This is a genomic window from Moritella sp. 36 (assembly GCF_018219415.1).
Lineage (GTDB): Bacteria > Pseudomonadota > Gammaproteobacteria > Enterobacterales > Moritellaceae > Moritella.
Genome location: NZ_CP056120.1, coordinates 1,874,686 through 1,899,459, shown reverse-complemented (window position 1 = coordinate 1,899,459; position 24,774 = coordinate 1,874,686). Strand labels below are relative to the sequence as shown.

Genomic DNA, 24,774 nt, shown 5'->3' with positions numbered 1-24,774 from the left:
ATCTGACATTAAAATCGATTCTGAGAAAGTGTACAGCCCTGTTATTTATTTTTTAAGTCCTGTTAATTAATAACAAAGACAAATATACAGCTGATTCTATTGGCATTTTCATTTAACGCAAAGAGTTTCACTACTCTTTAGTAGTAAACCGTGATTCAACTAAGGGAATAGATGAATAACACAGTATGAAACTAATTTTATGGTTAAAAAAACAACGATATAATGAGGTGTGGATTAGATAAGAAGCTGAACACAACTAAATCTATATCTGCCTGATAAAACATAGACTATTGCTACAATTTATATAACTGTATATAAAAACAGTGCTTATTGTTTTATAATATCAAATACATCGATTTACGAGTTATAAAGGAGTTCATCATGTCTGTTCGCAACCTAAAAGACGGCCACAAGAAACCTTGGCTTTGTGAATGCTACCCACAAGGCCGGAACGGAAAGCGTCTTCGCCAGCGCTTTGCCACCAAAGGTGAAGCAACAGCCTTCGAACGTTACACAATGAACGAGGTTGACGATAAGCCCTGGTTAGGTGATAAGCCGGACACAAGGAAGTTATCAGACTTAATTGAATTGTGGTAACAAAGCACGCTAAACCCAGCTCTCAAATCAACAAAATACTAATATATTCTAATTTACATTTTAAATGCGCGCTTGTAGATTAAATAACTCAGGGTTATTTAACCGATTTACACTTTCTAATGACAAATACAAAAGGAGTTGCAATGAGTTATACAGTGATAACAGGGGCAAGTGCTGGTATCGGTAGTGAATTCGCGAAACAACTGGCACAGACAGGTCAAAACTTAATATTAGTTGCTCGCCGTAAAGAGAAATTAGAAGAGCTAGCGCAAACGCTACAAGCCCAACATGGTATTGATGTTAAATGCTTTGCCATTGACCTTGCAGAGCCAACTGGAAGTGAGATATTAGCGACTGAGATCCGCATTAACCACCTTGCTGTCAATGGCCTAATTAACAATGCTGGGTTTGGTGACCGCGGTAACTTTGCAGACTTACCACTGCAGCGCCAAATGCAAATGATCCAATTGAATGTAAGTACCTTAGTTGAGCTTACCCACCGTTTAGTACCAAACATGCGTGAACAGAAGAAACCGTTCATCATCAATGTCGCGTCAACCGCTGCATTCCAAGCGGGTCCTAATATGGCGGTATACTATGCGACAAAAGCTTTTGTACTGTCTTTCTCGGAAGCGATACACGAAGAACTTCGTCATCAAGGTATTGCAGTCAGTGCGCTCTGCCCTGGCCCAACCTTGTCTGAGTTTGCCGCAGAAGCGAATATTACCGATTCAAACCTATTTAAAGCCGGAGCAATGACATCAGCAGACGTTGCAAAGCAAGCGTTAGCAAACCGTCACAGTGCAATTGTGGTTACAGGTATCAAAAACCAAGTTGCTGTATTGGCTGGCAAAGTATCACCCCGCTTCATCACGCGTAAAATTGCGGGATGGTTACAAGCATAATGCAGTGTATTATTAAACGCCGCGCGACGACACCAGAGCAAAAAGCGTTACGTCTTACTCAGATCATAGACGTAACCGCCGCTCGTTTTACAACGCTCAGTTATGAAGACGTTAACCTAAAGCATATCGCTGCCGATGTCGGGATCACCAAAGCAGCCTTATATCGGTATTTCAGAAACAAAGAAATCTTGTTCCTCGCTGTGTATACACAAGAAATAGCATGCTTAGCCCAGACAGCAGCCGGTGACATGGGACAGTTGCCACTGACTGATTCAATCTGTAATACGTTAATTAAGCACCCGTTATTTTGTAAACTCAGTGCGATCATGCACACAGCGCTGCAATGTAACTTAACGCTAGACGAAGCACGTCAATTCAAAAGCACGTTATTACAATTCATTGAGCAATATGCCGCAATGATAAGTGAACATTATGCTCTGACTATCGAACAAGCGACCGAGCTGTTATTGCAGGTTCAACAGGTAATAATCGGTTGCTGGCACATGAGCCATTCAGTAGGGGCAGTTGCAGAGGTAATTAAAGAAGGACCACTACAGTTATTTGAGCTTAATTTTGCAGACATATTACGCTCGCATATAGCTCGGCTTGTTACTAGCTACCAACAGCAAACCTAGGTTGCGCCTAACCGCTTGCTGCCTATAACGAAGTGACATCAAAAAATTCACTTGCCGATACATTCCACAGCTGTGATGCAGGAGTCCCTGTTTTGTTTATGTAGTTTGAAACAATATAATAACCCAGTGTATAACCTGCATGCAGAGGTATTGCATCAGGTTCAGTCCCAAAAAACCAAGCATTATGATCGTAATTTAAATTAGCCGTTTCACTTAGCATTCTTGAATGTAAAACATCAATCATATCTTGGTTTATTGCGTTGGCGTAAAATGGAATATCACCATTTCGAAGCTCTGTTTCAAAGTGGCAGGCTAGCCCTTCGCTTATTAACGCTTCCCGAAGAGTGTCTCCATACCCTACCCCTTTATGTCGAAAGCAATGATGAATCTCATGGCCAAGGCTAGGTATGAACTCTGTATTAAGCGCCGTATTCAAGTTGTCATTATTCAAATCAAAGAACAACATTATTTGTTCAGATGATGAACTGTAACCGCTAAAACCAAATTCTGGTATGACAAAGTTACCTTCAGAAATCACCACATCAATATTGATTTCATCCAAAGGCAGTTTTTCACCAATACATTCAAGTGCTTCATCAAAAAGACTATCCAGCCGAGTCAAAAGGTGATCAAATTTTCCATGTGCATTTAACTTATGCAAGAAGATGTTCATATATACCCTAATCTCAACAGCTTATTATAGCGATTTACTTTAAAATCAATAACACAAGAAAGATATACATGGTGAAGCCTCTGGGGCCCACCACTTATTTTGTTAACGAACTAAATAATATCTAAAAGTCTTCTAAGGCAGCGAAATACGCCATCACTTCATCGATATGAAATTTACCATCTTTGTTTGTATCAGCATTTTCCATCATAAATGCATCAAAACACTCTTCCCAATATACAGAAATGCTTCTTAAATACTCAAGTTCCATACCATCATCAGGATCAATGAATCCCGTTTGATCGTAGTCGTAGGTTTCTAAGTACGCTTTAATCTGTGTTAGTTCTTCACTTGTGAAGCGAGCTGTATCATTTGAAATGATTCGGCGAAGTTGGAAATTAAACACTGCACGCCCTGCACCATCTAAGGTTACAGACAGATTTCGTTCTGTTTCATTATTTTTGATACCGAAATTGTCAGCGCTCTTAAAAGTAAGGGTTTTTTCACCAAAGTCATCATCACCACCATTGAGACTATCATCTATATCTTTCATGCTGCATCGGATAGACACTTCATGAATAGCTGGGATCTGAAAAGTATCGGTCAAATTTTTATCAAGACAATCGATGGTTTCACCACTGCTTACGCTATGGGTTTGAGTCAAATATGCACTATTATGTGATGGATCCACTTCTAAAAAGGCAACGTGGCTTGCCAGTGTTAGCATTAAATTATCTCGGTCATCTAAAGGATGCCCATTCGAAGCAGAATGCACAGCCCATTTTAAATCACCTGAGCTCCAATTATCAGAATCGTCAATAAGGTTAATTGACATTAATTGGATTTGAAATTCATTTTTCATCGTTTATTCCCTTAAGTTAATGATATATAACTTTTAATTGTTAACATTTAACTACTTAGGTGCAAGCTATCAAACTTAATTATTAATTAATAGTATTATTTTTATTGGTTTAAAAAATTTTGATAAGGCCGTGATTACTCATGACCATAAATGGCGATCCTTCATAAAATGTTAGCGACTGTCCGTAAATATTACAGGTCGAACACAGCGTCACTATGCAGAAACGGTCAATCCAGACGCTTTCAAATCAATGTCCTTACCTCTAACTTTTAATACAAACAAAAATGAAACTGAAACGTCACAATATTCACTTACAATTGCCACCTTAGTGCTGCTTATTTAAAAAGGACGATATAAAAGTGGCTAGTTGTAACTTACTTAAGTTTTCAGAGTCAGTCGGCTATGGATGTAAACCCCCTCCTAATATGTTGGTAAAAATGCTAAAAACCACCAGCAAAAATAATGCTTCTGATGATCATAAACTGCAATTTTTAATAGCAGACAGACCTGAACAATTTTATATTATCGGTAAGGTAAATTCTGGCTCCGCTGCAGTGCCCTTGATTGGTATTTTTGTCGGCGCAAAAATAGGAGCGATGATCTCATTAAAGCTCAATGAAGTTGTTTTAAGAAAATGTATTAATGTATTTGTTTTTCTAAGCTCAATAAAAATTATCTCTATGGCTTTTTAAGCAAACAAATACGTTCAACAATTTATACAGCTTTCTCTAGAAGGCATTTTTGAGAAAGCTGTAATATGAAGAAATACTATGATTAACGCGGATTTGAATCTAATGAAATCCATATCTTATTTAATTCACTCCAGCCATATCCATTCACGTTAGCGCCATTAATTTGTTCAGATAACGCGAGTACAAAAGGCTCATGCTTTAATTCTTTTATTACGTTTTGCTCACTCAACCAAGAGAACAATGCGGTCAATAAGTCTGTCGCTTGATTGAAGTCTCTCTCGTTCCGAATTGACGTAAGAGATGAGTCTAAAGCCTCGAGTATTCCAACATCCAACTCATGATTTTCAAATGGATACTGTAATAAAAAACTTAACCAAGCACTAAATGAATCATTTTCTTCAATAACACTACAAATACTGACTTGTTCAGATTGACTGTAGTCCCCATAATCCACTGAAATACCTTGATCATTCTCAGTTGATATACTGCTAAACAGTTTCTTGCATTCCGCTGTATCTTCAAAAGTAATATGCCGTTTCATCATCGATTTATGAGGGTTTTGGATCATTAAAAAGAAGGCCGATTTGTCACTTTGGCTCGTAACCGTCGTATCTGGTACCTGAAGGCAAATCTGATTTTGTGCACACGCTTTGCTTTGTGCCCATTCAGGGTAAACCCACAGCTCAACCCAGTCGAGGATAGAGGTCTCACGTGAGTAGTAAGCATTACGACTTAATCTAAGCATTTTAGAAGAGAATACTGCCAATGAGAAAGGCCCCGAACCAATAAGTCGCGTGGTCGTCGAGGTCATCTTAAATATTGACGACTCTGCCCGAGAAAGTAATCTGGGTAGATGCCAATCAGGCTGATTTAATTTAATCTCCAACTGCTCATCAGAAACAGCATTCACTTCAATAATATGGTTATAAGTCGAATGCCAATATGCATGTTGGATTAACCTATTTAGACAATGAGCAACATCTTGTGCTGTGAGTATACTTCCATCATGAAAACGTACCCCTCTGCGAATTTGAAATTGCCACCTTGTAGCACTGTCATTAGAAACCCAGTGATAAGCTAAATCACCGACTACACTCCCTTTCTCTACTGACGTCAAACATTGGCAAATTTGAGTCACCAAAAAACGTTCCGTACGCCGTTTCACCTTATGAGGTTTTAGCTCTTCTAACTCTCGATGAAAAGGCATATAAGCAATACGACGAGCTGACTGACTCGCGTCATTTAAATATGATTGAAACTCCCTTCCTGCATCTCGACCACCAAAACTAAGGATACTAAGTAACTGATCTAAATTTCCTTCATCGGCGAGTCCTCTCGCGGATTCATAGCAAGCATCAATGGGCTCGACTTGGCAAGTAAGTATCGCTTTTTTACTTCTTCCAGAGCTTGCTTCCCATTGAATCCAACCAACATTCACCAATTTTTTTAGTATAGTTTGAACATGTCGTTCAGTGACATGCAGCAGAGCCGCTATCTGGCTTATTTGACAAGTCGATACTCCAGGACCAAATGTTTGAAAGATTTGTTCGTAAATTTCAAGCTTACGCTTTAAGTTTGCCATTCAGTGTTCCAAAGCCCCCTAATTGAGTTAGGTAACCATATCCAGCGTTAATTAACCCATGTTCCATAATCGATTGGACTTGAGCTGTTACTTCTGACAATAGGATGTCAGATTCAGTTTTATTTTCAAGCACAAGCTGTGAAAAGTGATCGATTTCAAATTCAAAACCATTCCCCTCTACTGGATGATCGATGGTGAATGTTTTTCCTTGATATTCAATATCAATGACACTGGGATTCCACCATTTTTCTCGAATGGTAATGGCTAATTGATCACCACGTAATATCGCGACCCGTGGTAAATTTTTCACAATTGAAGCTGATATTTTTCCGTTAACCTGACCTGTAAAAGTAAAACAAGCATCGGTGTCAACGTATGACTCGGCCACCAGCGTTGACATCTCAACAACAGGTTCCGGGACATTAACCCCTAACGACCGACATAGGTCACAGTATAACCAAAGTCCGTAAACCCCTACATCGAGCGTTGCACCGCCCGCTAAATTTGGATTAAATATGAACAACTCGGGATCATATTCGTGTTCATTACCAAAGCTCGCTTCAATTGAAGTCAGTTTAAGGTTATGCCTGATCAGGTAGTTCTTCAATTCTTGGTAAGCTGGAAATGCAACGGTTTTCATGGCCTCTAATAATATCACCCCATTTTTTGTTGCTAACGCCTTCATAGATAACCAATCCTGTAGGTTGGTGAACGCTGGTTTTTCAACAAAGACATGCTTCTTATGGGTTAAAAATAGTTCAACTAAGGGATAGTGGTACGGATGTACTGTTGCAATATATACAGCATCAACATTAGGATCCGTTGCCATATCGTCGTAGCAGCCATAGCTCACGTTACTTTTAAACTCTTCACCAAATTGTTCAGCGCGACCTAAATCTCTGGCGGCTACAGCATATAACTCGCCATATTGACTATTGCCATTCAAAGCCGTAGCAAACCGCCTCGCAATATTGCCTAATCCAGCGATTCCCCATCTTACTCTTTTGTCTGTATTAACCATGATTTCTCTCACTATTTAACTTGTAGTTAAGAGTTTATAGGCAAAAGCATTCTTTAAATATGGAACAGATAATAGAAGTTGTTCATGATTTAGGGCGAGAACTGAATGGGGTATTTTATGGTACATCGCTATAAACACATTATTTTCGACAGACAATTAGGTCCCAGAAGGACTTAATGACGTTCCAATAAAGCTTATTGTCATTCATATAGCCTTAATATACACTGGCTACATGAAAATAAATCAAACGCCATTTAACAAAATCCCACTTGCTTTAGCCATGATGATCATTGCTACAGGACAAGTCGGTGTCTGCATTTACCTGCCGTCATTACCACTGATAAGTCGTGATCTTGGTGTGTCCCAAGCCGACATACAGCAGCTTGTCACCCTATTTTTAGTCGGCTTCGGATTATCACAGCTTTTCTATGGTCCGTTGTCAGACGCTATCGGTCGTCGTCCGGTATTTTTACTCGGTCAAGGTATCTATTTGGTCGGAACCTTAATCTGTGTGCTACTCCCCGACAGCTATACTGCACTGATTACAGGTCGCTTATTACAAGGTTTAGGTGCAGGTAGTGCATCTGTATTAAGCCGCAGTGTGCTCCGCGATAGTTACAGCGGTAATCAACTCACGCAAGCGATGTCCTATATGTCCATAACAGCATCTATTCTGCCTATTGTGGCACCTGTTGTCGGCGGCTGGGCTGCATGGCATTTTGGCTGGCAATCCGTGTTTATCTTTGTATTACTTTATCTATCGGCCATTGTCACTTTAGGATACTTTGTCTTACCTGAAACGTTACCACATGCAGTGACAAAATTTGAAATAAGAAAAACACTACGTGGCTACTGGCATTTATCACGAAACTACCAAGTGATCTCATCAGCAAGCTATAACTGGGTCGGTTACTTATCAACGCTAGTATCCGTGTCACTGCTACCCTTCTTATTACAAGAAGGATTAAAACTCAGTGCAGCAGAGTACGGAGAAGTGATGGTCATCCCATCTGCAGGATTATTAATGGGCTGCTTGATCTTAAATAAACTCAATAAACGCTTCACTACCAATCAACTAATATACTTAGCATCGAGCATTATGATGATGGCTGGCTGTTGGTTAGTGTTTAATGAGATGTCGTTGCCTAACCTGATATTTGGTTTTACTTTACTATCCATAGCACAAGGGATCTGCTTTCCATTATCGATGAGCATGTTACTGGCACCACACAGTAAGCAAGTCGGGGCGGTATCTGCATTATCGGGATCGGTACAGATGTGTATTGCCGGGCTGCTCGGTGGTTTTTTAATCAAACATTTGATCAACAATCAAACAAGTTTGGGGGTTTTCTATTTACTCACAGGTTTAACCATCGCGCTGATATTAACGCATAGCCGACATAGGCATATGAACCAATCCTATTTACCCTTAAACTCGCATGACTCGAAATAAACTTTTAGTTGTATCTACACCGCTTTCTTGCTCAAATAACGTTAACGTAATTTATGTAATTAAAATAAGGCGATAATTCGCCTCAATTGAGCAAAATAACCTAGCCATGAAATATAACCGCGTTTTTATTAATAGCCTGACCTATGAACTGGCTCCAGAGATCATAACAAGTACAGCACTAGAACTCCGCTTAGCTCCTTTATATCAAAAGTTACGAATTCCTGTCGGTCAACTTGCCGCACTCACTGGTATTAGCCAACGTCGCTGGTGGCCAAAAGACTACATGTTATCTGATGGCGCATTAACTGCCGCACAAAAAGTCCTTGATGAAACGGGCATCAATGTCAGCGATATCGGCGCTGTGGTATATACCGGTGTCTGCCGTGACCAGCACGAACCAGCAACAGCATGCCGTATCGCCGCAAAATTGGGCGTATCTAATAACACCGCCATTTATGACATTAGTAATGCCTGTTTAGGGGCCTTGTCCGGCATGTTAGATATCGCCAACCGCATCGAATTGGGCCAGATAAAAGCGGGTTTAGTGGTTTCTTGTGAATCTGCACGTCATATTGTTGATGTGACTATCGATGATATGCTAGCCGATCCGACCATCAGAAATTATGCCACATCACTGGCAACCTTAACTGGCGGCTCTGGTGCCGTTGCTATATTGCTTACCGATGGCAGCTTAAATTTAGCTGGGTCTCGAAATCACCAATTATTAGGGGCCACGCACTTATCTGCGCCAGAACATCACGATCTATGCCAGTGGGGATTGAAAGAAATCGATACTCAGTTATACCGTGAATATATGCGTACCGACGCAGTCAAATTACTCAAAGAAGGCGTCGCACTGGCGCAAGATACCTGGCAACAATTTTTAGAACAACGCCAGTGGACCCCCGAAGATGTCAATAAAGTAATTTGTCATCAAGTGGGCGCAGCCAACCAAAAGAAAGTACTAACCGCCTTAAATATTCCGGTTGAAAAAGAGTTTCCGACCTTCAAATACCTAGGGAACATGGGCACAGTATCACTGCCGGTGACCGCAGCGATGGCCGACGAAGAAGGCTTTTTGAAGAAAGGTGACAACGTGAGCTTCTTAGGAATAGGCAGTGGCTTAAATTGTATGATGCTTGGATTAAAATGGTAACCCTATGTTAGATAAATTATTCCCGTTTAAACGTAACTACCTTGATCGTAACGGTCAGCAATATCATTACCTCAATGAAGGAACCGGAGAGCCTGTCGTTATGGTTCACGGCAACCCGAGTTGGTCGTTTTATTATCGTAATCTGGTCTCGGCATTAAGCACCAATTATCAGTGTATTGTACCCGACCATATTGGTTGTGGTCTTTCTGATAAGCCCGATGATAACGATTACGACTATACCTTAACCAGCCGAATTGATGATCTGGAAGCATTACTTGAGCATCTGGATATTAAAGAAAACATCACCTTAGTCGTCCACGACTGGGGCGGCATGATAGGTATGGGTTACGCAGCACGATATCCAGAGCGGATCAAACGCCTGGTGATCTTAAATACAGCGGCTTTTCATCTGCCTTTATCAAAAGCGTTTCCGCTACCATTATGGATCTGTCGAAATACCGTTGTCGGCACGTTTTTAGTGCGTGGTTTTAATGCCTTTTCATCTATCGCTTCGATTGTTGGCGTTCGTCGCAAAGCAATGAGCCAAGATGTTCGCCGCGCTTATGTGTCGCCTTTTAACTCTTGGCGTAACCGTATTTCCACCTTACGTTTTGTGCAGGACATTCCGCTAAAACCTGAAGACCGCAATTATCAGCTAGTCTCTGATATTAGCGATAGTCTGGCTAAGTTTTCGACTGTGCCAACCCTGATTTGCTGGGGATTAAAAGATTTTGTGTTTGATAAACACTTTTTAGCGCAATGGAAACAACGCATGCCGCACGCCCAAGTGAATGAATTTGATGACTGCGGTCATTATATTCTTGAAGACGCCAGTGATGAAGTTATCGGGCTAATTACCGATTTCATGACAGATAAGGGCTAAATTGTATGGCAATTAGCGCAACCTCAGAGGCGATGAACTTCTGTCGCCATCTCTCCCACGCAGCATTCGCGACCCCCGACTCTCTCGCTGTCGCCGTGCAGCGTAGCAGTAGAGGTCAATTGGTTTATGACGAAATTAATTTATCGTCTCTTGATCAGCAAAGTGATGAACTCGCCTATGCGCTAAATGCTTATGGCATAAAACGAGGAATGAAAGCCGTATTAATGGTCACGCCAAGCATTGATTTCTTTGTCTTGACCTTTGCATTATTTAAAGCGGGTATCGTACCGATCTTGGTTGATCCAGGAATGGGGATCCGCAATTTAAAACAATGTTTTAGTGAATCGGCTCCCGATGCTTTCATTGGTATTCCCAAAGCCCATATCGCGCGTAAACTGTTTGGCTGGGGTAAAGACAGTGTCAGATGTAGCCTGACCGTCGGCGGCTGTGAAATACTGTCTCGCCTCACCGGACAAATGAGCTTACAGCGTTTATTAACTGAGTATCGTGCCAATTTAACCCCAAATAAACATCAAAATGAGCAGGTTAAACCTTATCCTATCGCCCTATTTGATAACAGTGAATTGTGCGCCATATTATTCACCAGTGGCAGTACTGGCGTACCTAAGGGCGTTGTTTATAGCCACCAAATGTTTGAAGGGCAAATACAAGCGCTCCGCGATGATTACGGTATAAAGCCCGGAGAAAGGGATCTCAGTACCTTCCCGTTATTCTCGCTATTTGGTCCAGCACTGGGCATGGCGTCAATTATTCCAGATATGGATGCCAGCAAACCGATAACCGCTAACCCGAACTTTATCTTTGCTGCCATTGAAAAATACCAATGCACTAACCTGTTTGCTAATCCGGCATTAATCGAGATCCTTGGTCAAGCAGGCTGCAAACACGGTCAACCCCAGATATTAACCAGCTTGAAACGCGTGATATCTGCTGGAGCGCCAGCAACCTTATCGTCAATTTCACGCTTTACTCGCTTGCTTAAAACCGATGTAGAAGTATGGAATTCTTATGGTGCCACAGAGTCATTGCCCCTCACTAAGATTGGCAGTAAAGCACTACTAACCATGCAAGACATTACCAATAATGGCGGCGGGATCTGCGTTGGCCAGCCAATCAAAGATGTTGAGATCGCTATTATTGAGATCAGCGAAGACGTCATTACAGATTGGGATAATGACTTAACCTTACCAACCCAACAAATTGGTGAGATCGTCGTGAAAGGACAAGTGGTCAGTCAGCGCTATTATCGCCGCGACGTCGCCACCCAACAAGCCAAGATCAAAGACCCAACGAGCACTGAATCACAGCCAGTGTTTCGACACCGCATGGGGGATCTGGGATATGTGGATGAACAAGGTCAGTTATGGATGTGTGGACGTAAAGCGCACAGCGTAGCCACGCCGAGTCAACGCTATTTTTCGATCCCTTGTGAGCGAATATTTAATACCCACGAACAAGTGAAACGTACCGCACTGGTGGGGATCCAATACCAAGGTAAAACCATACCGTTACTGTGTGTCGAATTAGAAAATGATGCTGTCATCTCGACTGAACAGTTATTTAACGAACTTAACGCGATTGGCAATAAACATCAGCAAACATCCGCGATCAACGCGTTTTTAATTCACCCTGATTTTCCTGTCGATATTCGCCACAATGCCAAAATATTTCGTGAGAAATTAGCTCTTTGGGCACAAAAGCAAGCACCTTATAATCGTTAACAGTATGCTAAAACAAGGTCTTAATATGACGAATTTCAGTTTACGTCCGCCCGCAGAACAACGTGCACTGACTGCATTATCTGCGACCACCAAACATGTATTTGTCACTGGTGCCGGTGGTTTTTTAGGGACCAGTATCTGCCTAGCATTAAGTGCGGCCGGAATTAAAGTAACCGGGTTCGCCCGTGGCCATTATCCGCACTTATCAACGTTAGGTATCAACATGGTGCAAGGCGACATCAGCGATTTACCGGCGCTCACCGCGGCGATGAAGGACTGTGACTTGGTCTTTCATGTCGCATCGAAAGCAGGTGTATGGGGTTCGAAAGCTGATTATTATCGACCTAATGTGGAAGGTACTGCCAATATCATTCAGGCCTGTCAGTCACTGGCTATCGAGCGCTTAGTATATACCAGCACCCCAAGTGTGACATTTACGGGCGAAGACGAGGCAGGGATCAATGAATCGCAACCTTACGCCCAGTCATTCTTAAATTATTATGCGCAATCCAAAGCGCTTGCCGAGCAAATGGTACTGGCCGCGAATAGCGATAAATTAAAAACCCTTGCTTTAAGGCCACATTTAATTTGGGGACCCGGTGATCCGCACCTAGTGCCACGCGTCATTGCTCGAGCCAAACTCGGTCGATTAAAATTAGTCGGTAAAGAGGATAAACTGGTTGATACTATCTATATCGACAATGCCGCCTATGCCCATATTCTGGCGGCGCTAAGGCTCGCCGAACCCACGCCAAGTTGTGCCGGTAATAGCTACTTTGTCAGTAATGATCAACCTATCACGATGGCCAGCATGCTCAATAAAATACTCCATTGTGCTGATTTACCACCGGTGACGAAACGCGTACCAGCACTACTGGCCTACTTAGTCGGCACCGTACTGGAGAAGATATACCTGTTGCTTGGCAAGACCCAAGAACCAATGATGACGCGTTTTGTCGCACGTCAATTATCAACCAGCCATTACTTTGATATCAGCGCGGCTAAAGCGGATCTGGGTTATCAGCCTCTGGTCTCTATTGACGAAGGTATGCAGCGTCTGAGAGCCTCTTTATCAGGAGACATCAAAGTTTGACCGTTTTTAAAGTTTCGTCTCTTTAAAGATGACTATTAAGCGCCTTTGGGGAAGATCTGAGTCAGTCTAGTTTAGCTGACTCGATTCTCCCATTCACTACGAAGGATCCCATATTTAATCGAATCATAGTACTCTCCTTGGTAGTAGCGAACCTTACGTAAGCAGGCTTCTTGTTGAAAGCCTAACTTCTCAGCACAAGCCATCATCCGAGGATTTCCAGACCAAGTAGTTAAACCAACCCGCTCAATATCCAAAATAGCGAATAAGTAGCGGGTCCATTGTGGTAGCGCTCTATAAGCCAAACCTTTACCCCAAAAATTAGAGTCGTAGATTACAATCCCCATTTCTAGCCAGCGAGTAGACTCACATTCCCAGTAATAACTAACAGTACCAACTGGCACGTCATTTACTGTAACTAATTGGATATCTGAACCATCGCATAAACGTGAGAAGGTATTTCTTGAAAACTCGTTCAATGATGGCGTTGAATATGGAAAATAAGGAGCATTAAACTTAGTCCACTCTTCATCGCAAGTTATCAGGTGATAAATTGATTCCAATTCACTAGGCTTTGCTCTACGAATTTTCACTTCATCAAGTTCCATCATGGCGTGCTTAAACCTTTTCTGAAAGTAATCGTACTTCACGTTGTGGAAAGGGTATGGTGATCCCGTTTTGTTTCAATGCCTGAAACATCTTTAGGTTAGCGCTGTATTTCACTTCAAAATAGTTTTTCGTCGGCACCCAGAAACGTATGCCCAAATTAATTGAACTATCGCCAAAGGCTTCGATGCCAATTTGCGCGGCAGGATCTTTGGCTACTGCATCTATGCTAGCCAGCACTGTACCCAAAGTGGCAATAGCCTGTTCTGGATCATCGTTGTAACTAATGCCGATGGAGGCTTCCACCAACATGTATTCGAAGGAATTATGCAGAATTTCACCAACGATATGCTTGTTGGGGATACTGATTTCATCACCCTCTTCATTCGTGAGGATAGTCATCCCGAGAGTGATCTCTTTAATCACGCCAATGACACCCTGTATTTTGACGGTATGACCCACCACAAACGGACGGGTTAAAATAATGGTAACCCCCGCTGCATAGTTTGACAGCATACCTTGCAGGGCCAAACCAGCACCCAATGCCAACGCACCGACGGCAGCAATAAACGGCGCCACACTGATCCCGAGTTTGCCCAATGCAATCACTGCGACCATCACAATGACGAGCATGCGCACAGCATTGGAAATAAATCCGCTCAGGGTGACATCAACATCATGCTTTAGACATTGGGCTGCAATAAAGCGTTGAACTTTACCAGCCACCCACAAACCGATGATGAAAATAATCATCGCACCAAAAGTCTGGAAACTGTATTGCACCACAAATTCAGTTATGATGGTATACACGTTCTGCAGTTGTTCTAGCTCTTCTTGTAACGCGATCTCGTCCATATTGTTGTCCTTTAGTCCTTTAAATTCCCTGAATAATGATATTGCTTGCCAATGCTCATTGGCGTTCGATCGATTACGTTTATGTCTTACCTGTTTATCTCATCACCGCTATGACACGGAACTCTGTATATAAGATTAGGTTATCGATAACAAAAGAGGTTATTTTCCGCTGACATGAGCTTGATATTTAGATAGTGAGCGTGACGTCGTTACACTCACTATCTGAAAATAATAAAGAGCCCCTAGAATTAGAAGCCTTAAATATTATATTTTGAATGACCCTACATGAAGATCTAAAGTTTGAGCAAGCTGTTCCAGAGTTTTACTAGACGCTTCTAGCTCTTGGCTAGCGATCAAGCCTTCTTGAACAGAGTTATTGACCGAATCCATATTCATATTGATTTCATTTGCTACACAAGATTGCTCTTCGGTAGCAGTTGCGACTTGGGTATTCATATCAAGGATAGTAATGACTTGCACTGATATATTTTCGAGAACTTCCAGAGCTTGAGCTGTGGTTCTTGTACCTTCTTCTGTTAAAGATCGACTACTTTCCATCGCCTCTACCGCATTTTGGGCCTCATGCTGCAACTGATTAATCATACTTTGAATTTCATCGGTTGACTGTGCAGTTTTAGTAGCAAGATTTCTGACTTCATCTGCGACGACAGCAAAACCTCGGCCAGCCTCACCCGCTCTGGCAGCTTCAATTGCGGCGTTGAGAGCAAGGAGATTAGTCTGCTCTGAAACACCTCTGATCACGTCGAGTATAGACCCGATTGACTGTGTTCTTCCCGCTAATGCTGTGATAACCGATGACATGTTACTCATTTCACCACCAAGGCTATTGATGGTATTAGATGAATCTTGTAATGTTTTACGCCCAGCTTGAGTTTCGCTATTTGCACCATCAGCCGAATTTGCTGCACCCGCAGCATTTTGCGATATCTCATTAATAGTCGCGATCATTTCATTTATTGAAGTTGCTACTAATAACGTTCGATCGCTTTGCGCTTGACCTCTTGATAAACCAAGCTGAGATTGACTGCGAAGTTCAGTCGCTGAACGACCTATACCTAACCCCGTATCTACTACTTTGGAAATTATTTCATTAATATTACCCACAAAAATATTGAATGCTTTAGAAATATGGGCAATTTCATCCGTTCCTTGCACAGGTAATCTAACGGTAAGGTCTCCATCGCCTTTTGATATATCGTCTAATGCCTGTTGCAAGCCAGCAAGGGGTTTGAAAAATCGACCCAGTAGCCACATCAACACGCAAGCACATATCAGAAAGATAACAATGATTGCGATTAACTGAGTCATCACAATATCTGCTACAGCATCATCTACTTCTGAAATTGGGATACCAATATCAAAACCACCCAATAACTCACCATTCTTATCATAAACGGGGACGATTATGTCGTACACCCACATGTCTTGCACATCCGCATACCATTTAGAGTATTTTTGCTTGCCTTTCCCTGCAGCTTCTACAGTGTAGCTATCTTTATAGATCTTATTTAACTTGCTTATATCGCTATGTGCAACGGCTTGAATGTTTCGGTCTATGAAAATCGCGTAGCTAATATCTGAACGTTCTGAAAGTGACAGTACTAACTCTTGTAAATCAACCAATGGCTGGGAAGACTTTTGTAATACATACTCAACGTTTTTAGCAATGACTTCAGCCTTTGCTTGGGATTTTTTTAATATAATGCCATCAATTTTTTGATTCGATATATAAGCAGTAGAGGTGATACTTGTTATGCCTGCGATCGCAAACATAACGAATACCGTTATTAATATTAAATTTTTCATACACGACATCCTTGGTGTTATCATTCAGTTACAGTAATTAAATACCATGTATTCATTCCACTTGTTATCATCTAGAATCAGCAGACTACAATAACTAAAATATTCTACCCCGCTTTTAAATCAGAGCATAGATTGAAAAGTCAGAATACCATGATGCTATGTTACAGGACATTGAAACTTGTTCATTTAAGGTGAGGTTTACCGCTATTTAATCTACTTTTTACAATTGTAATGGCTCATTGGAGGCTTTCTTTATCTAGAAAGAAAATCGTCGATATACGGCCTATTGAAGATGAAGATGCTAATGCGCAGGTCATGACTATGCAGGAAAAAGTCCTCTCTAACGCTTATTCTACCCCTTTAGAATCAATTTTATCCCGTAATTCTGGATGGACCATTTTACACTGCGTTAGTGAATCCCACTTTCGCGTCGATTCTAATGGAAATACTTATTTCTAATACTTTTGTAATATGCGATACAAGTCACCAGAAAGGGAGTTCACCTTGAATAATATTTAATCTAATCAAGGCTAGATCACAATTTAATTCGTTATACAAAAGCTGCCATTAAGCCAGTGAGTAGCTGTATTGGTATTGCTGGCCACGCCATTAACAAACTCAAATAGTTCGTCCATTCAGATTGAAGGTCATAAGAAGAATTTATTTGACTATGCTTAAGCATTTTGGATTTAAAGGCACTTGTTATGTGCTGATTACTTTTCGCATTTGCATCAATCATCTGTTTGTAGCTTTCCTCCGTGTCGTAGCTTTAAGCCTGCTGGCATATCACGCCGTTTGTTTATGTCTAGATAAAATCTGGTTGATAAACAATGCACAAAGAATCATAAGCAGTGCCACCCATGTATTAGTTTGAATTGAGTCATTCGTTACAAGCGCACCAATGAAAACACCAACTGCAGGTACAATGTAGTTAGTCATTGAGGTAAACACCGAGCCTGCATTTTTAATACACATCATATATAAGTAATAAACAACGCCAGCGCATATCGTCCCTAAATAAAGGATCGAGAATATAGCGGTTGTCGATGCAACTTGATATTCAAAAGGGGCAGTGATAAGTGCAATAACGATTAATTGAATACTTGCCGTCAAAAGTACATTTTGAGCAACAATTAAAGGATGCTCATCCCTAACGCGATTAAGCAATAGCAATGCAATGGCAAAGCATACCGCAGCGACGATAATAGCCGACGCACTGACTAAGTTTATTTCCCCTGCCCCTGAAGATAACTCAGGATAAAATAAGACCAACAACCCACTAAATCCGACTATTACACTAATACTATTGGCCGCATTAATCGTTGCCCCTTTGACAAAAATAGGCGCTAACAATAATACATAGAATGGTAGAGTTCCCATCAATATTGCGGCAATCGAGCTATCTAAATCTTGCTGTCCCCACGGCACAAGCACAAACGGGATTGCAGCTTCAAGTAATCCGATAACGCTAAATAAAACCCATTGATTACTTGATCTTTTAACACCCAATGACTTACAAATAACAACCAAAGTGATTGCACCGATAGCTGCACGTGTGGCACCAATCCAAATAGGCGAGAAACTCACTAGAGCGATGTCCTGAAATATAAATTGAGATCCCCAAATGAATCCAATCGCTAATAACGTTAAATAATTTTTAAGAAGCATGAAGGTTAACCTCAATAATGTTTGTAAGTTGGTATTTAATCAACAACAGCTATACAGCATGCTTTTAATATGTGGTGTTGTAGTTCTCTGATTTGAACGCGATGGCCTCAACCTCTATTTGCATCCCTTCAAGCGCAAGTGCTGATACCGGGATTAATGTACTGGCTGGTAATGCATTAACCATCCAGTATTTATTCATTTCTTCACCCCAGATTGATAATTTTTCGACATTATGATCAACAATTAGAATGGTTATTTTCATTACATCTCTGAAGCTTAATTGATGGGATTTCAACGCAATCTCTAAATTTTTCAATAGCGACTTTACTTGATGGCGAAAATCTTCGCTTAATGTATGGTTTATTCCTTCTCCGCCACTTTGACCTGATATATATACGAGTTCTCCATTTGAAGGCGCTTTTACGGTGTGACAAAAGCCATAAGGTGTTGGGTCAAATAGTTCAGAAGGATTGCTGAAAGAAAGTGTATTATTTATCATATTATGAACCTAATAGTCGTTGTTTTTTTAATGAGGCATGCAGTATAATTGTTAAAGTTAACTTTAAGTCAATGCTTTAATTTAAACTATTTAAACATCCCAATGGAATGGTACAACATCATGATAAATAAAAATTATCTAACCGTCGGTCAGCTATCTGAACGAAGTGGAATTGCAACCTCGGCACTACGTTTTTACGAAACAAAAAATTTAATATTATCGTTCCGAACGAGTGGCAACCAGCGTCGGTACAACACATCAATGTTACGGAGAATTTCATTAATTCAAGTAGCACAATCTGTCGGTTTTACGCTTGAAGAAATTACACGTGAACTAGAAAGCCTACCGATGAACAAAACACCCACTAAACAGGATTGGGAGCGAGTAGCCAAGAAATGGGAGAAAGATCTCGATAATAAAATGAAAAAGATAGCATCGTTAAGAGAGAATCTGACAGGTTGTATTGGCTGTGGTTGTTTAAGTATGAAGAAATGCCACTTACTTAATCCCGATGATATTCTTCATGAAAATGGGGATGGTGCACAGAGGTTAGTGGATGGATAATTAACCATCATTTAATGGCTGTGAACTAGATAGCGAAAGGATCTCGTCATTCCCTCCACTAACCATAACGTGCGCCATGTGCACCAAAAGCGACATTTCTATCGGTGAGAGCACATGACATCTAAAATGGTATTCATTAAAATCAATTCTGAACAAGAAATGACACTCATAATGACATAGCCGATTTTAGTTTAGTATCATTTAGAGTGACAGAGCAATTAACGCTGCTCTAAAGGATATGAGCGATAGCTCCACATACCATATACGCGTAAAGCATCACGGTAAATACCTAATAATTCACCATCACTTGGTACTTTAAGCTCTTCTAATGGTCTGTCATTCGCAGCATAAGTGTCAAAGGAGATACCTTTAGGACCAGTCTGCCAGCTTGCTACTTCAAATAATGTTTGTCCGCGGCGAACATGACTTGCAGAACTGATAATCGTTGCATGATCAATATTATGACGAGCCAAAGCGTAGCTGCTATACAGTGCATTTTCTACCGTACTTCTCGCGTAGTTATCTTCTATAATACGAGATGAATCAATACCATGTTTCACTAACCAATCAGCCATTAATTTACCTTCGGTTTTGTGGTTTTTAGGCACGCCACCAGTAACCACAATATAGGACTCAGGGTTCTTTTTCGCCATAGTCAAGGTTGCGTTAAGTCGGTCAATTAAAATTGGGTTCATGCTACCATCTGGATTTAGCGCGTAACCTAACGTTATGATCGCGTTATTACCTTTAGCTGATTTTTTGATTTTATTGCTTAGTGGCGTTTCGACAATGCGGTCAATGGTAGATATGATTTTCTTCAAGTCCGCTACGCGTCCTTTATTCAGTCCTTCTAATGCGTTTAGATGGCGAGAAACTTCACTTTTGTTGCCTTTAAAATTCTGCCAAATAACTAAATAAGAGTGTGCATCTACGTCATCTGGAGCCACGCTTAAAATTTGGGTGAATAATTCAATCGCTCGGTCTACATTCTTGTTATAGATCTGAGCATTGGCTGCAGAAAATAGCAAATCGATTCGGTAAGGTTCTAATTGATAAGCATCAAGCAAGTTATTGGTGATGATTTCCATATTGCTTGGCATTTTTGCCGTAAAACCAGCATGAGATATACGAGCTGGATTTTTGAAGGCTTGATAAGCATCGTTAAGTAGTTGATCGACTACTTGACGTTGGGATGTCATGTCCGTGTAATTTGCTCGCGGCTGAATAACATCTGACGCAGCAACAGTTTGCGCTGAATAAATAGAACTTGAAAGAATAAGTGCAAGGGTAAGTGTTGATAATTTGCTTTTCATGGTTGTACCGAATGTATAAACAGGTGTCTTATCCTACAGTGATAAAGCTTCGGTATAAACCCAAAGAGTTTCTCCGATTAAGAAATCACCTTAATAGCCGCTATAACAGAAGTATGATGATGAATTATATTGTATTTTTCAATTAACCCTATAACATACATTTAAAATGTTACTTATATGAGTATACAGACTCAGCGAACTTGTAACCATACAATTTATAGGAAAAATTTATGCGCTCACTATTTTTACGAATGCGTTTTATTCACTGGCTGGGTGCTGTTGCACTGTTTATTAACGCGCTATTTTTAACTGATAATCTAACTGCACAGATCATTCAATATATCGTTATAGTATTTTTAATCCTCCACGACATCGATGAAAAATACTGGGGAGTAGACTCATTAGAAAATGTCACTGGATACATGAAATCTTTTGAGAAAAAAGATCTTTCAATCCCTTGCGACTTAGATAGCCGCTACAACAGTGAGATTGGTAACGTGCTAGATGTAATCAACGCCTTCCGAATAAATGTGAAAGATGCGTTGGTCGATATTCAAGATCAAGCGAATACCTCGGATGATATTGCAGAGCTCCTTAAACTAAAAGCACAAAATATCTCTTCACGCATTCAAGAACAGGATAATCATGTTGGTTATCTGACGGATAGAATCGACACTTTGGACAGTACTTCTGTTGCGCTACAAGAAAAAGCAGAAGAAACGCGTCTGCAAGTAGAACGAACCCACGCAGGACTAATTATATCCAACAATAATATGGGGTCGATGTCCAAAGGACTGAAATCATACATCAAAAGTAACGACGAGTTACACAGTAAATTCAACCTGCTTTCAGAGCAAACGAAGTCAATCGAGAATGTGGTATCTGTGATACATAATCTAGCCGATCAAACAAATTTACTCGCATTAAATGCAGCTATTGAAGCAGCTCGAGCAGGTGAACATGGCCGAGGCTTTGCAGTAGTCGCTGATGAAGTCAGAAACTTAGCTATATCGACTCAACAAAGTCTGGTTCAAATTAACCAAATCATCGCAAATATTTCTGCCGCCGTAGTCGATGCTGGTGAACAAATGAAAATACAGTCATTAGCCATCACTTCACTATCGGAACACACAGCTTCGAGCCAATCAGAATTGGAGGTCGCTTGTAGTAATATAGATGGGATTTTGTCATTAATCGGCGAAAATGAAACTAAAGATAATGTAGATATTCAATACATTAATCGCTTAGTGAGAGATGTTGCAGGCGAAATTGAAAAACTTAAAAACCTCTCGGGTTCCAATGCTCATGACAGTAGCGAATTGGAACAACAAGGCCATCGTCTAAGTGAGGCTACAGCACAAATTGTAGTACAACTTGGCAGTTTTAAAACTCGCTAACGCCAAATTTAATTTCACCAACGCTAGCAGCCTAGAGTAAGCTTTAATAGAGAGGCCACATGAGAATGACTCGTTTCACCGATTATAGCTTACGCACCTTGCCAAAGGCAGTTATGTGTAATTTTCCAGTAATTCGAATACGCTATTAGGTTAAATTACTGCTTTCCCATAATACCGCGCCTTTGCCTGTCTGAGCTAAGATGTCTTGCGGATTTCTTAGTTTGCACTTATTGATAGATAGGCAACCACAACCTTGCCCAACACTCATTTCCATCTGATTTCCCTATCTAATTTTATATTTAAGTTTATGAAAATAGGACTTTACCTCAACATAGGTTGAGGTATTAGACTAGCACTAATATAAATAAAAAGCATGGAGCATAAAATGAAAAATAGAACTATTCCCTATCTATTCGCGCGATTTTTTGATGGTATTTCATCTGGAATGTTTATGATGGCGTTACCATGGATCATGCTTTCAGAAGAAGGGATGGGGTTGTTTGTGGCGATTACGGCATTGGTCTGTACCTCTTTATCATTTGTTTTCACACCCTTTTTTGCCACTTTGATAGATCGCCATTCTAGAAAGAAAGTGTTGGTCGTCATGCAGTTAATACAATCAAGTACCGCATTGATGGTGTTCATTGCTTATTACAACGGTATGCAGTCTCACTGGCTTTTGGCTTTTGCTCAGTTAATATTTTGGTTAAGTAATGATTTAGCGTGGAGTTGTAATAATGCTTTCACACAAGAAAACTATCGCCAGGATGAATACGCGAAAATATCCAGTTATCAAGAAATCGTTATGCAAGTCACAACACTTGGTGCGGGCGCATTAGGGATTATTTTACTTGAATACTGGTCAATGCTTGAGTTTTCATTTTTGGCTACATTCGCTTCACTCTTGTCTGGATTATGCTATATAGCGATCCCTTACAAGCGCCAATTCAGTCCATCCTTAAAAGAGGCATTCTTTAAGCAACTTGTCGCAAGCAAAAGCATATTTTCTAAACAAAAACACTTTTATGCATTTTTGGCATTATCTTGCTTATCTTATCCAGTATTGACCTTTCTGGTAAAACTTGTCCCTATATATTTCGCAGAACAAGGCATCAGTGGTAGTTGGTTTGCGGCATGGGAAATGAGCTATGGCTTAGGTGCGTTACTAAGTGGATTGCTGATTGCTCGCCTTTTAAGGCGTTATGAGCATGAAAATGCAATGATAGTTTCAATTCTAGTGATGGCGATCTTACTTCTTTTGATGGGATCTTACCTTTCCCCTACTTTGATTATATTACTTACTATTGGCCTTGGTTTTTTCAATTCATATAATCGTATTGCAAGAACCAATAAGATGCATCATGTCATTGCGATGGAAGAAAGAGGACGCGTTGAAGGTGGATTAAAACTGTTCTCTACACTAGCGCAAAGCTTGAGTTACGTCGTTATTGCGCTGTTAAGTTATTTACAACTCACAGCCTTAGGTTTCATTATTATCGGGATAGTATTGCTGATCGCAGGGGTGATAATGCTGCACTTAAAACAGCGTTCAAATATTAAAACATTTTTGAATCAAGCTGAAATTATCGGTCACTAGTCTATTGATAGAAACTATACGACCGTCGTTGCTTGCTGTATTAAAATTTAACGAATATTTAAGTACCACTACTAGACAGTAGTGGTACTTAATAGTGGCAGAGCTACTCTTGTTAATCGGCCGAGTATTACAGCTGCCCAGCAAACAATTCAAACACGGGGATTTCATTATCGTCCAGCATGCCCATGGCTTCGGGGTAGCCCACCACATGCTGGTATATACCTTGCGCCAAATAGTTATACAACAAAGGCTTAAATCGACCTTGTATAGGCTCAGCGTCAGCCTCAATTTGTTGATAGCCTTTATGCCACGACAAGGCTAGCATAGCCGAGATCATGCTTATCACAAGCGGCCCTGGCAGCAGAAAATGGGACTTGTATAACAAGAACAACTTGCGCAGAGACTTTTGATTCCAGGCATGGGGGGCTACATCTAAGGAGTTAGCTACACGAATACACTCGCCCTCTGCAAAGCGCTGATCGGAATACGTGGCGAAGTCTTTATTACCTGCGGAAGGGCCCGCAAAAGCAACCGTCGATATTTTTGCGCTCTCAGGCAGTTTTTCGCCCTGGGTATCCTTCAGCCACAAAGCCAGTGTCGGCGCTAAAGCACCACCTAGACTGTGCCCCGTCACGCAGATATCAACGGCGTCTTTACCCTCAATGTCGCCCTGCAAAAATTCTAATAAGCTCTTACCCTCTCCTGGTACGCCGGATTCCGCAATCATTTCCTGTAACTTGGTTATCCCAATTCCAATGCTCTTAGAAATTTTTGGTTTCAACTTAGCTGCAGGTTTTCCGTACTGCCACGGCACCATGCTAGCCACTTGAAAATCTTCTATTAACCAGTCTTTCAGCCCCACCGGGTTAGTGCCGCGTATGCCTATAACATAACGTGACGGATCTTTAATATTACGCACCAGGTACATTAAGTTGTCATCAAACAAGGCATTGTCGAAGATAAATACTCCCGGCCCCCAGACCAACTCCCATTCATCTTTAACAGGTGCCCAGCTGATTAAGGCATGCTTAATATCTTTCTCAATTTTTTGAGCATTACACTTATCGGGACCAATTAAATCAAATCCATAGTAAGACATATAAGCAAAGGCCAACATGGTTTGGCTTTTTGAATAACTCATGATCTATTTCCTTTTCATT

25 protein-coding genes are annotated in these 24,774 nt (G+C 40.9%); 12 read left to right on the top strand and 13 right to left on the bottom strand.

The genetic code is table 11. The features are described from left to right. Positions 1 to 381 precede the first annotated feature (381 nt). From HWV03_RS08550 to HWV03_RS08540, 3 genes are all read left to right on the top strand, one after another. Positions 382 to 597, top strand: coding sequence for a hypothetical protein (locus tag HWV03_RS08550; RefSeq protein ID WP_255547128.1), 216 nt, complete (start codon positions 382 to 384; stop codon positions 595 to 597). A gap of 143 nt (positions 598 to 740) precedes the next feature. Beyond that, positions 741 to 1,502 (top strand): SDR family NAD(P)-dependent oxidoreductase, encoded by a 762-nt coding sequence (locus tag HWV03_RS08545; protein ID WP_211679317.1) that lies wholly within the window; start codon positions 741 to 743, stop codon positions 1,500 to 1,502. Beyond that, entirely contained in the window at positions 1,502 to 2,137 is a 636-nt protein-coding gene (locus HWV03_RS08540) for a TetR family transcriptional regulator (protein ID WP_211679316.1), read from the top strand. The genes HWV03_RS08545 and HWV03_RS08540 overlap by 1 nt, the downstream gene beginning before the upstream one ends. 22 nt (positions 2,138 to 2,159) lie before the next feature. Here HWV03_RS08540 and HWV03_RS08535 read toward each other — a convergent pair whose 3' ends face one another. Together HWV03_RS08535 and HWV03_RS08530 are read right to left on the bottom strand one after the other, a co-directional pair. Continuing rightward, complete coding sequence (locus HWV03_RS08535) at positions 2,160 to 2,810, bottom strand: DUF2268 domain-containing putative Zn-dependent protease (RefSeq protein WP_211679315.1); 651 nt, start codon at positions 2,808 to 2,810, stop codon at positions 2,160 to 2,162. Between the two features lie 121 nt (positions 2,811 to 2,931). Next, positions 2,932 to 3,669 carry a hypothetical protein gene (locus HWV03_RS08530; protein WP_211679314.1) on the bottom strand — a complete coding sequence of 246 codons (738 nt, stop codon included), beginning with the start codon at positions 3,667 to 3,669 and terminating at the stop codon, positions 2,932 to 2,934. 359 nt (positions 3,670 to 4,028) lie between these two features. Between HWV03_RS08530 and HWV03_RS08525 the strand changes: the two genes are divergently transcribed. Continuing rightward, the gene (locus HWV03_RS08525; protein ID WP_211679313.1) at positions 4,029 to 4,361 is read left to right on the top strand and encodes a sulfite exporter TauE/SafE family protein; all 333 of its coding nucleotides are present in this window, start codon (positions 4,029 to 4,031) and stop codon (positions 4,359 to 4,361) included. Between the two features lie 82 nt (positions 4,362 to 4,443). Here HWV03_RS08525 and HWV03_RS08520 read toward each other — a convergent pair whose 3' ends face one another. Both HWV03_RS08520 and HWV03_RS08515 read right to left on the bottom strand, forming a co-directional pair. After that, the gene (locus tag HWV03_RS08520) at positions 4,444 to 5,943 is read right to left on the bottom strand and encodes an ABC transporter substrate-binding protein (protein ID WP_211679312.1); all 1,500 of its coding nucleotides are present in this window, start codon (positions 5,941 to 5,943) and stop codon (positions 4,444 to 4,446) included. Next, complete coding sequence (locus HWV03_RS08515) at positions 5,924 to 6,964, bottom strand: Gfo/Idh/MocA family protein (protein WP_211674976.1); 1,041 nt, start codon at positions 6,962 to 6,964, stop codon at positions 5,924 to 5,926. Before HWV03_RS08515 ends, HWV03_RS08520 begins: the two co-directional genes overlap by 20 nt. A 232-nt stretch (positions 6,965 to 7,196) precedes the next feature. Here HWV03_RS08515 and HWV03_RS08510 point away from each other — a divergent pair, with 232 nt between their 5' ends. The 5 genes from HWV03_RS08510 to oleD all read left to right on the top strand — a co-directional run bounded on the left by HWV03_RS08510 (position 7,197) and on the right by oleD (position 13,291). Further along, entirely contained in the window at positions 7,197 to 8,417 is a 1,221-nt protein-coding gene (locus tag HWV03_RS08510) for a multidrug effflux MFS transporter (protein WP_211679311.1), read from the top strand. A 106-nt stretch (positions 8,418 to 8,523) separates the two neighbouring features. Continuing rightward, positions 8,524 to 9,573 carry a 3-oxoacyl-ACP synthase III gene (locus HWV03_RS08505; protein WP_211679310.1) on the top strand — a complete coding sequence of 350 codons (1,050 nt, stop codon included), beginning with the start codon at positions 8,524 to 8,526 and terminating at the stop codon, positions 9,571 to 9,573. 4 nt (positions 9,574 to 9,577) lie between these two features. After that, positions 9,578 to 10,456, top strand: coding sequence for an alpha/beta fold hydrolase (locus tag HWV03_RS08500; protein ID WP_211679309.1), 879 nt, complete (start codon positions 9,578 to 9,580; stop codon positions 10,454 to 10,456). 5 nt (positions 10,457 to 10,461) lie between these two features. After that, entirely contained in the window at positions 10,462 to 12,198 is a 1,737-nt protein-coding gene (oleC, locus tag HWV03_RS08495) for an olefin beta-lactone synthetase (RefSeq protein ID WP_211679308.1), read from the top strand. Between the two features lie 25 nt (positions 12,199 to 12,223). Continuing rightward, the gene (gene oleD, locus HWV03_RS08490) at positions 12,224 to 13,291 is read left to right on the top strand and encodes a 2-alkyl-3-oxoalkanoate reductase (protein ID WP_211679307.1); all 1,068 of its coding nucleotides are present in this window, start codon (positions 12,224 to 12,226) and stop codon (positions 13,289 to 13,291) included. A gap of 71 nt (positions 13,292 to 13,362) precedes the next feature. Here oleD and HWV03_RS08485 read toward each other — a convergent pair whose 3' ends face one another. The 6 genes from HWV03_RS08485 to HWV03_RS08460 all read right to left on the bottom strand — a co-directional run bounded on the left by HWV03_RS08485 (position 13,363) and on the right by HWV03_RS08460 (position 18,743). Next, a complete protein-coding gene (locus tag HWV03_RS08485) occupies positions 13,363 to 13,899 on the bottom strand; it encodes a GNAT family N-acetyltransferase (protein WP_255547127.1) in 537 nt (178 codons plus the stop codon). A 7-nt stretch (positions 13,900 to 13,906) separates the two neighbouring features. Further along, positions 13,907 to 14,749, bottom strand: coding sequence for a mechanosensitive ion channel family protein (locus HWV03_RS08480; RefSeq protein ID WP_211679306.1), 843 nt, complete (start codon positions 14,747 to 14,749; stop codon positions 13,907 to 13,909). 264 nt (positions 14,750 to 15,013) lie between these two features. After that, positions 15,014 to 16,576 (bottom strand): methyl-accepting chemotaxis protein, encoded by a 1,563-nt coding sequence (locus tag HWV03_RS08475; protein ID WP_211679305.1) that lies wholly within the window; start codon positions 16,574 to 16,576, stop codon positions 15,014 to 15,016. A gap of 550 nt (positions 16,577 to 17,126) precedes the next feature. Continuing rightward, positions 17,127 to 17,315, bottom strand: coding sequence for a hypothetical protein (locus HWV03_RS08470; RefSeq protein WP_211679304.1), 189 nt, complete (start codon positions 17,313 to 17,315; stop codon positions 17,127 to 17,129). A gap of 47 nt (positions 17,316 to 17,362) precedes the next feature. After that, positions 17,363 to 18,244, bottom strand: a complete 882-nt coding sequence (locus HWV03_RS08465) for a DMT family transporter (RefSeq protein ID WP_211679303.1) — start codon at positions 18,242 to 18,244, stop codon at positions 17,363 to 17,365. A gap of 64 nt (positions 18,245 to 18,308) precedes the next feature. After that, on the bottom strand, positions 18,309 to 18,743 hold the full coding sequence (locus HWV03_RS08460; protein ID WP_211679302.1) for a RidA family protein: 435 nt from the start codon (positions 18,741 to 18,743) through the stop codon (positions 18,309 to 18,311). A gap of 102 nt (positions 18,744 to 18,845) precedes the next feature. On the opposite strand from HWV03_RS08460, the gene soxR reads away from it, so the two are divergent. Next, on the top strand, positions 18,846 to 19,307 hold the full coding sequence (soxR, locus tag HWV03_RS08455; protein ID WP_342357633.1) for a redox-sensitive transcriptional activator SoxR: 462 nt from the start codon (positions 18,846 to 18,848) through the stop codon (positions 19,305 to 19,307). Between the two features lie 218 nt (positions 19,308 to 19,525). Here soxR and HWV03_RS08450 read toward each other — a convergent pair whose 3' ends face one another. After that, entirely contained in the window at positions 19,526 to 20,620 is a 1,095-nt protein-coding gene (locus tag HWV03_RS08450) for a YdcF family protein (protein WP_211679300.1), read from the bottom strand. A gap of 230 nt (positions 20,621 to 20,850) precedes the next feature. Here HWV03_RS08450 and HWV03_RS08445 point away from each other — a divergent pair, with 230 nt between their 5' ends. After that, positions 20,851 to 22,017 carry a methyl-accepting chemotaxis protein gene (locus HWV03_RS08445; RefSeq protein WP_255547126.1) on the top strand — a complete coding sequence of 389 codons (1,167 nt, stop codon included), beginning with the start codon at positions 20,851 to 20,853 and terminating at the stop codon, positions 22,015 to 22,017. 145 nt (positions 22,018 to 22,162) lie between these two features. On the opposite strand, the gene HWV03_RS08440 is transcribed toward HWV03_RS08445, so the two are convergent. Continuing rightward, positions 22,163 to 22,291 carry a hypothetical protein gene (locus HWV03_RS08440; protein WP_255547125.1) on the bottom strand — a complete coding sequence of 43 codons (129 nt, stop codon included), beginning with the start codon at positions 22,289 to 22,291 and terminating at the stop codon, positions 22,163 to 22,165. A gap of 111 nt (positions 22,292 to 22,402) precedes the next feature. On the opposite strand from HWV03_RS08440, the gene HWV03_RS08435 reads away from it, so the two are divergent. Then, positions 22,403 to 23,614, top strand: a complete 1,212-nt coding sequence (locus HWV03_RS08435) for an MFS transporter (RefSeq protein WP_211679299.1) — start codon at positions 22,403 to 22,405, stop codon at positions 23,612 to 23,614. A gap of 127 nt (positions 23,615 to 23,741) precedes the next feature. Here the strand turns inward: HWV03_RS08435 and HWV03_RS08430 are convergent, their stop codons facing one another. Further along, positions 23,742 to 24,755 carry a lipase family protein gene (locus HWV03_RS08430; protein ID WP_211679298.1) on the bottom strand — a complete coding sequence of 338 codons (1,014 nt, stop codon included), beginning with the start codon at positions 24,753 to 24,755 and terminating at the stop codon, positions 23,742 to 23,744. Positions 24,756 to 24,774: the final 19 nt, after the last annotated feature.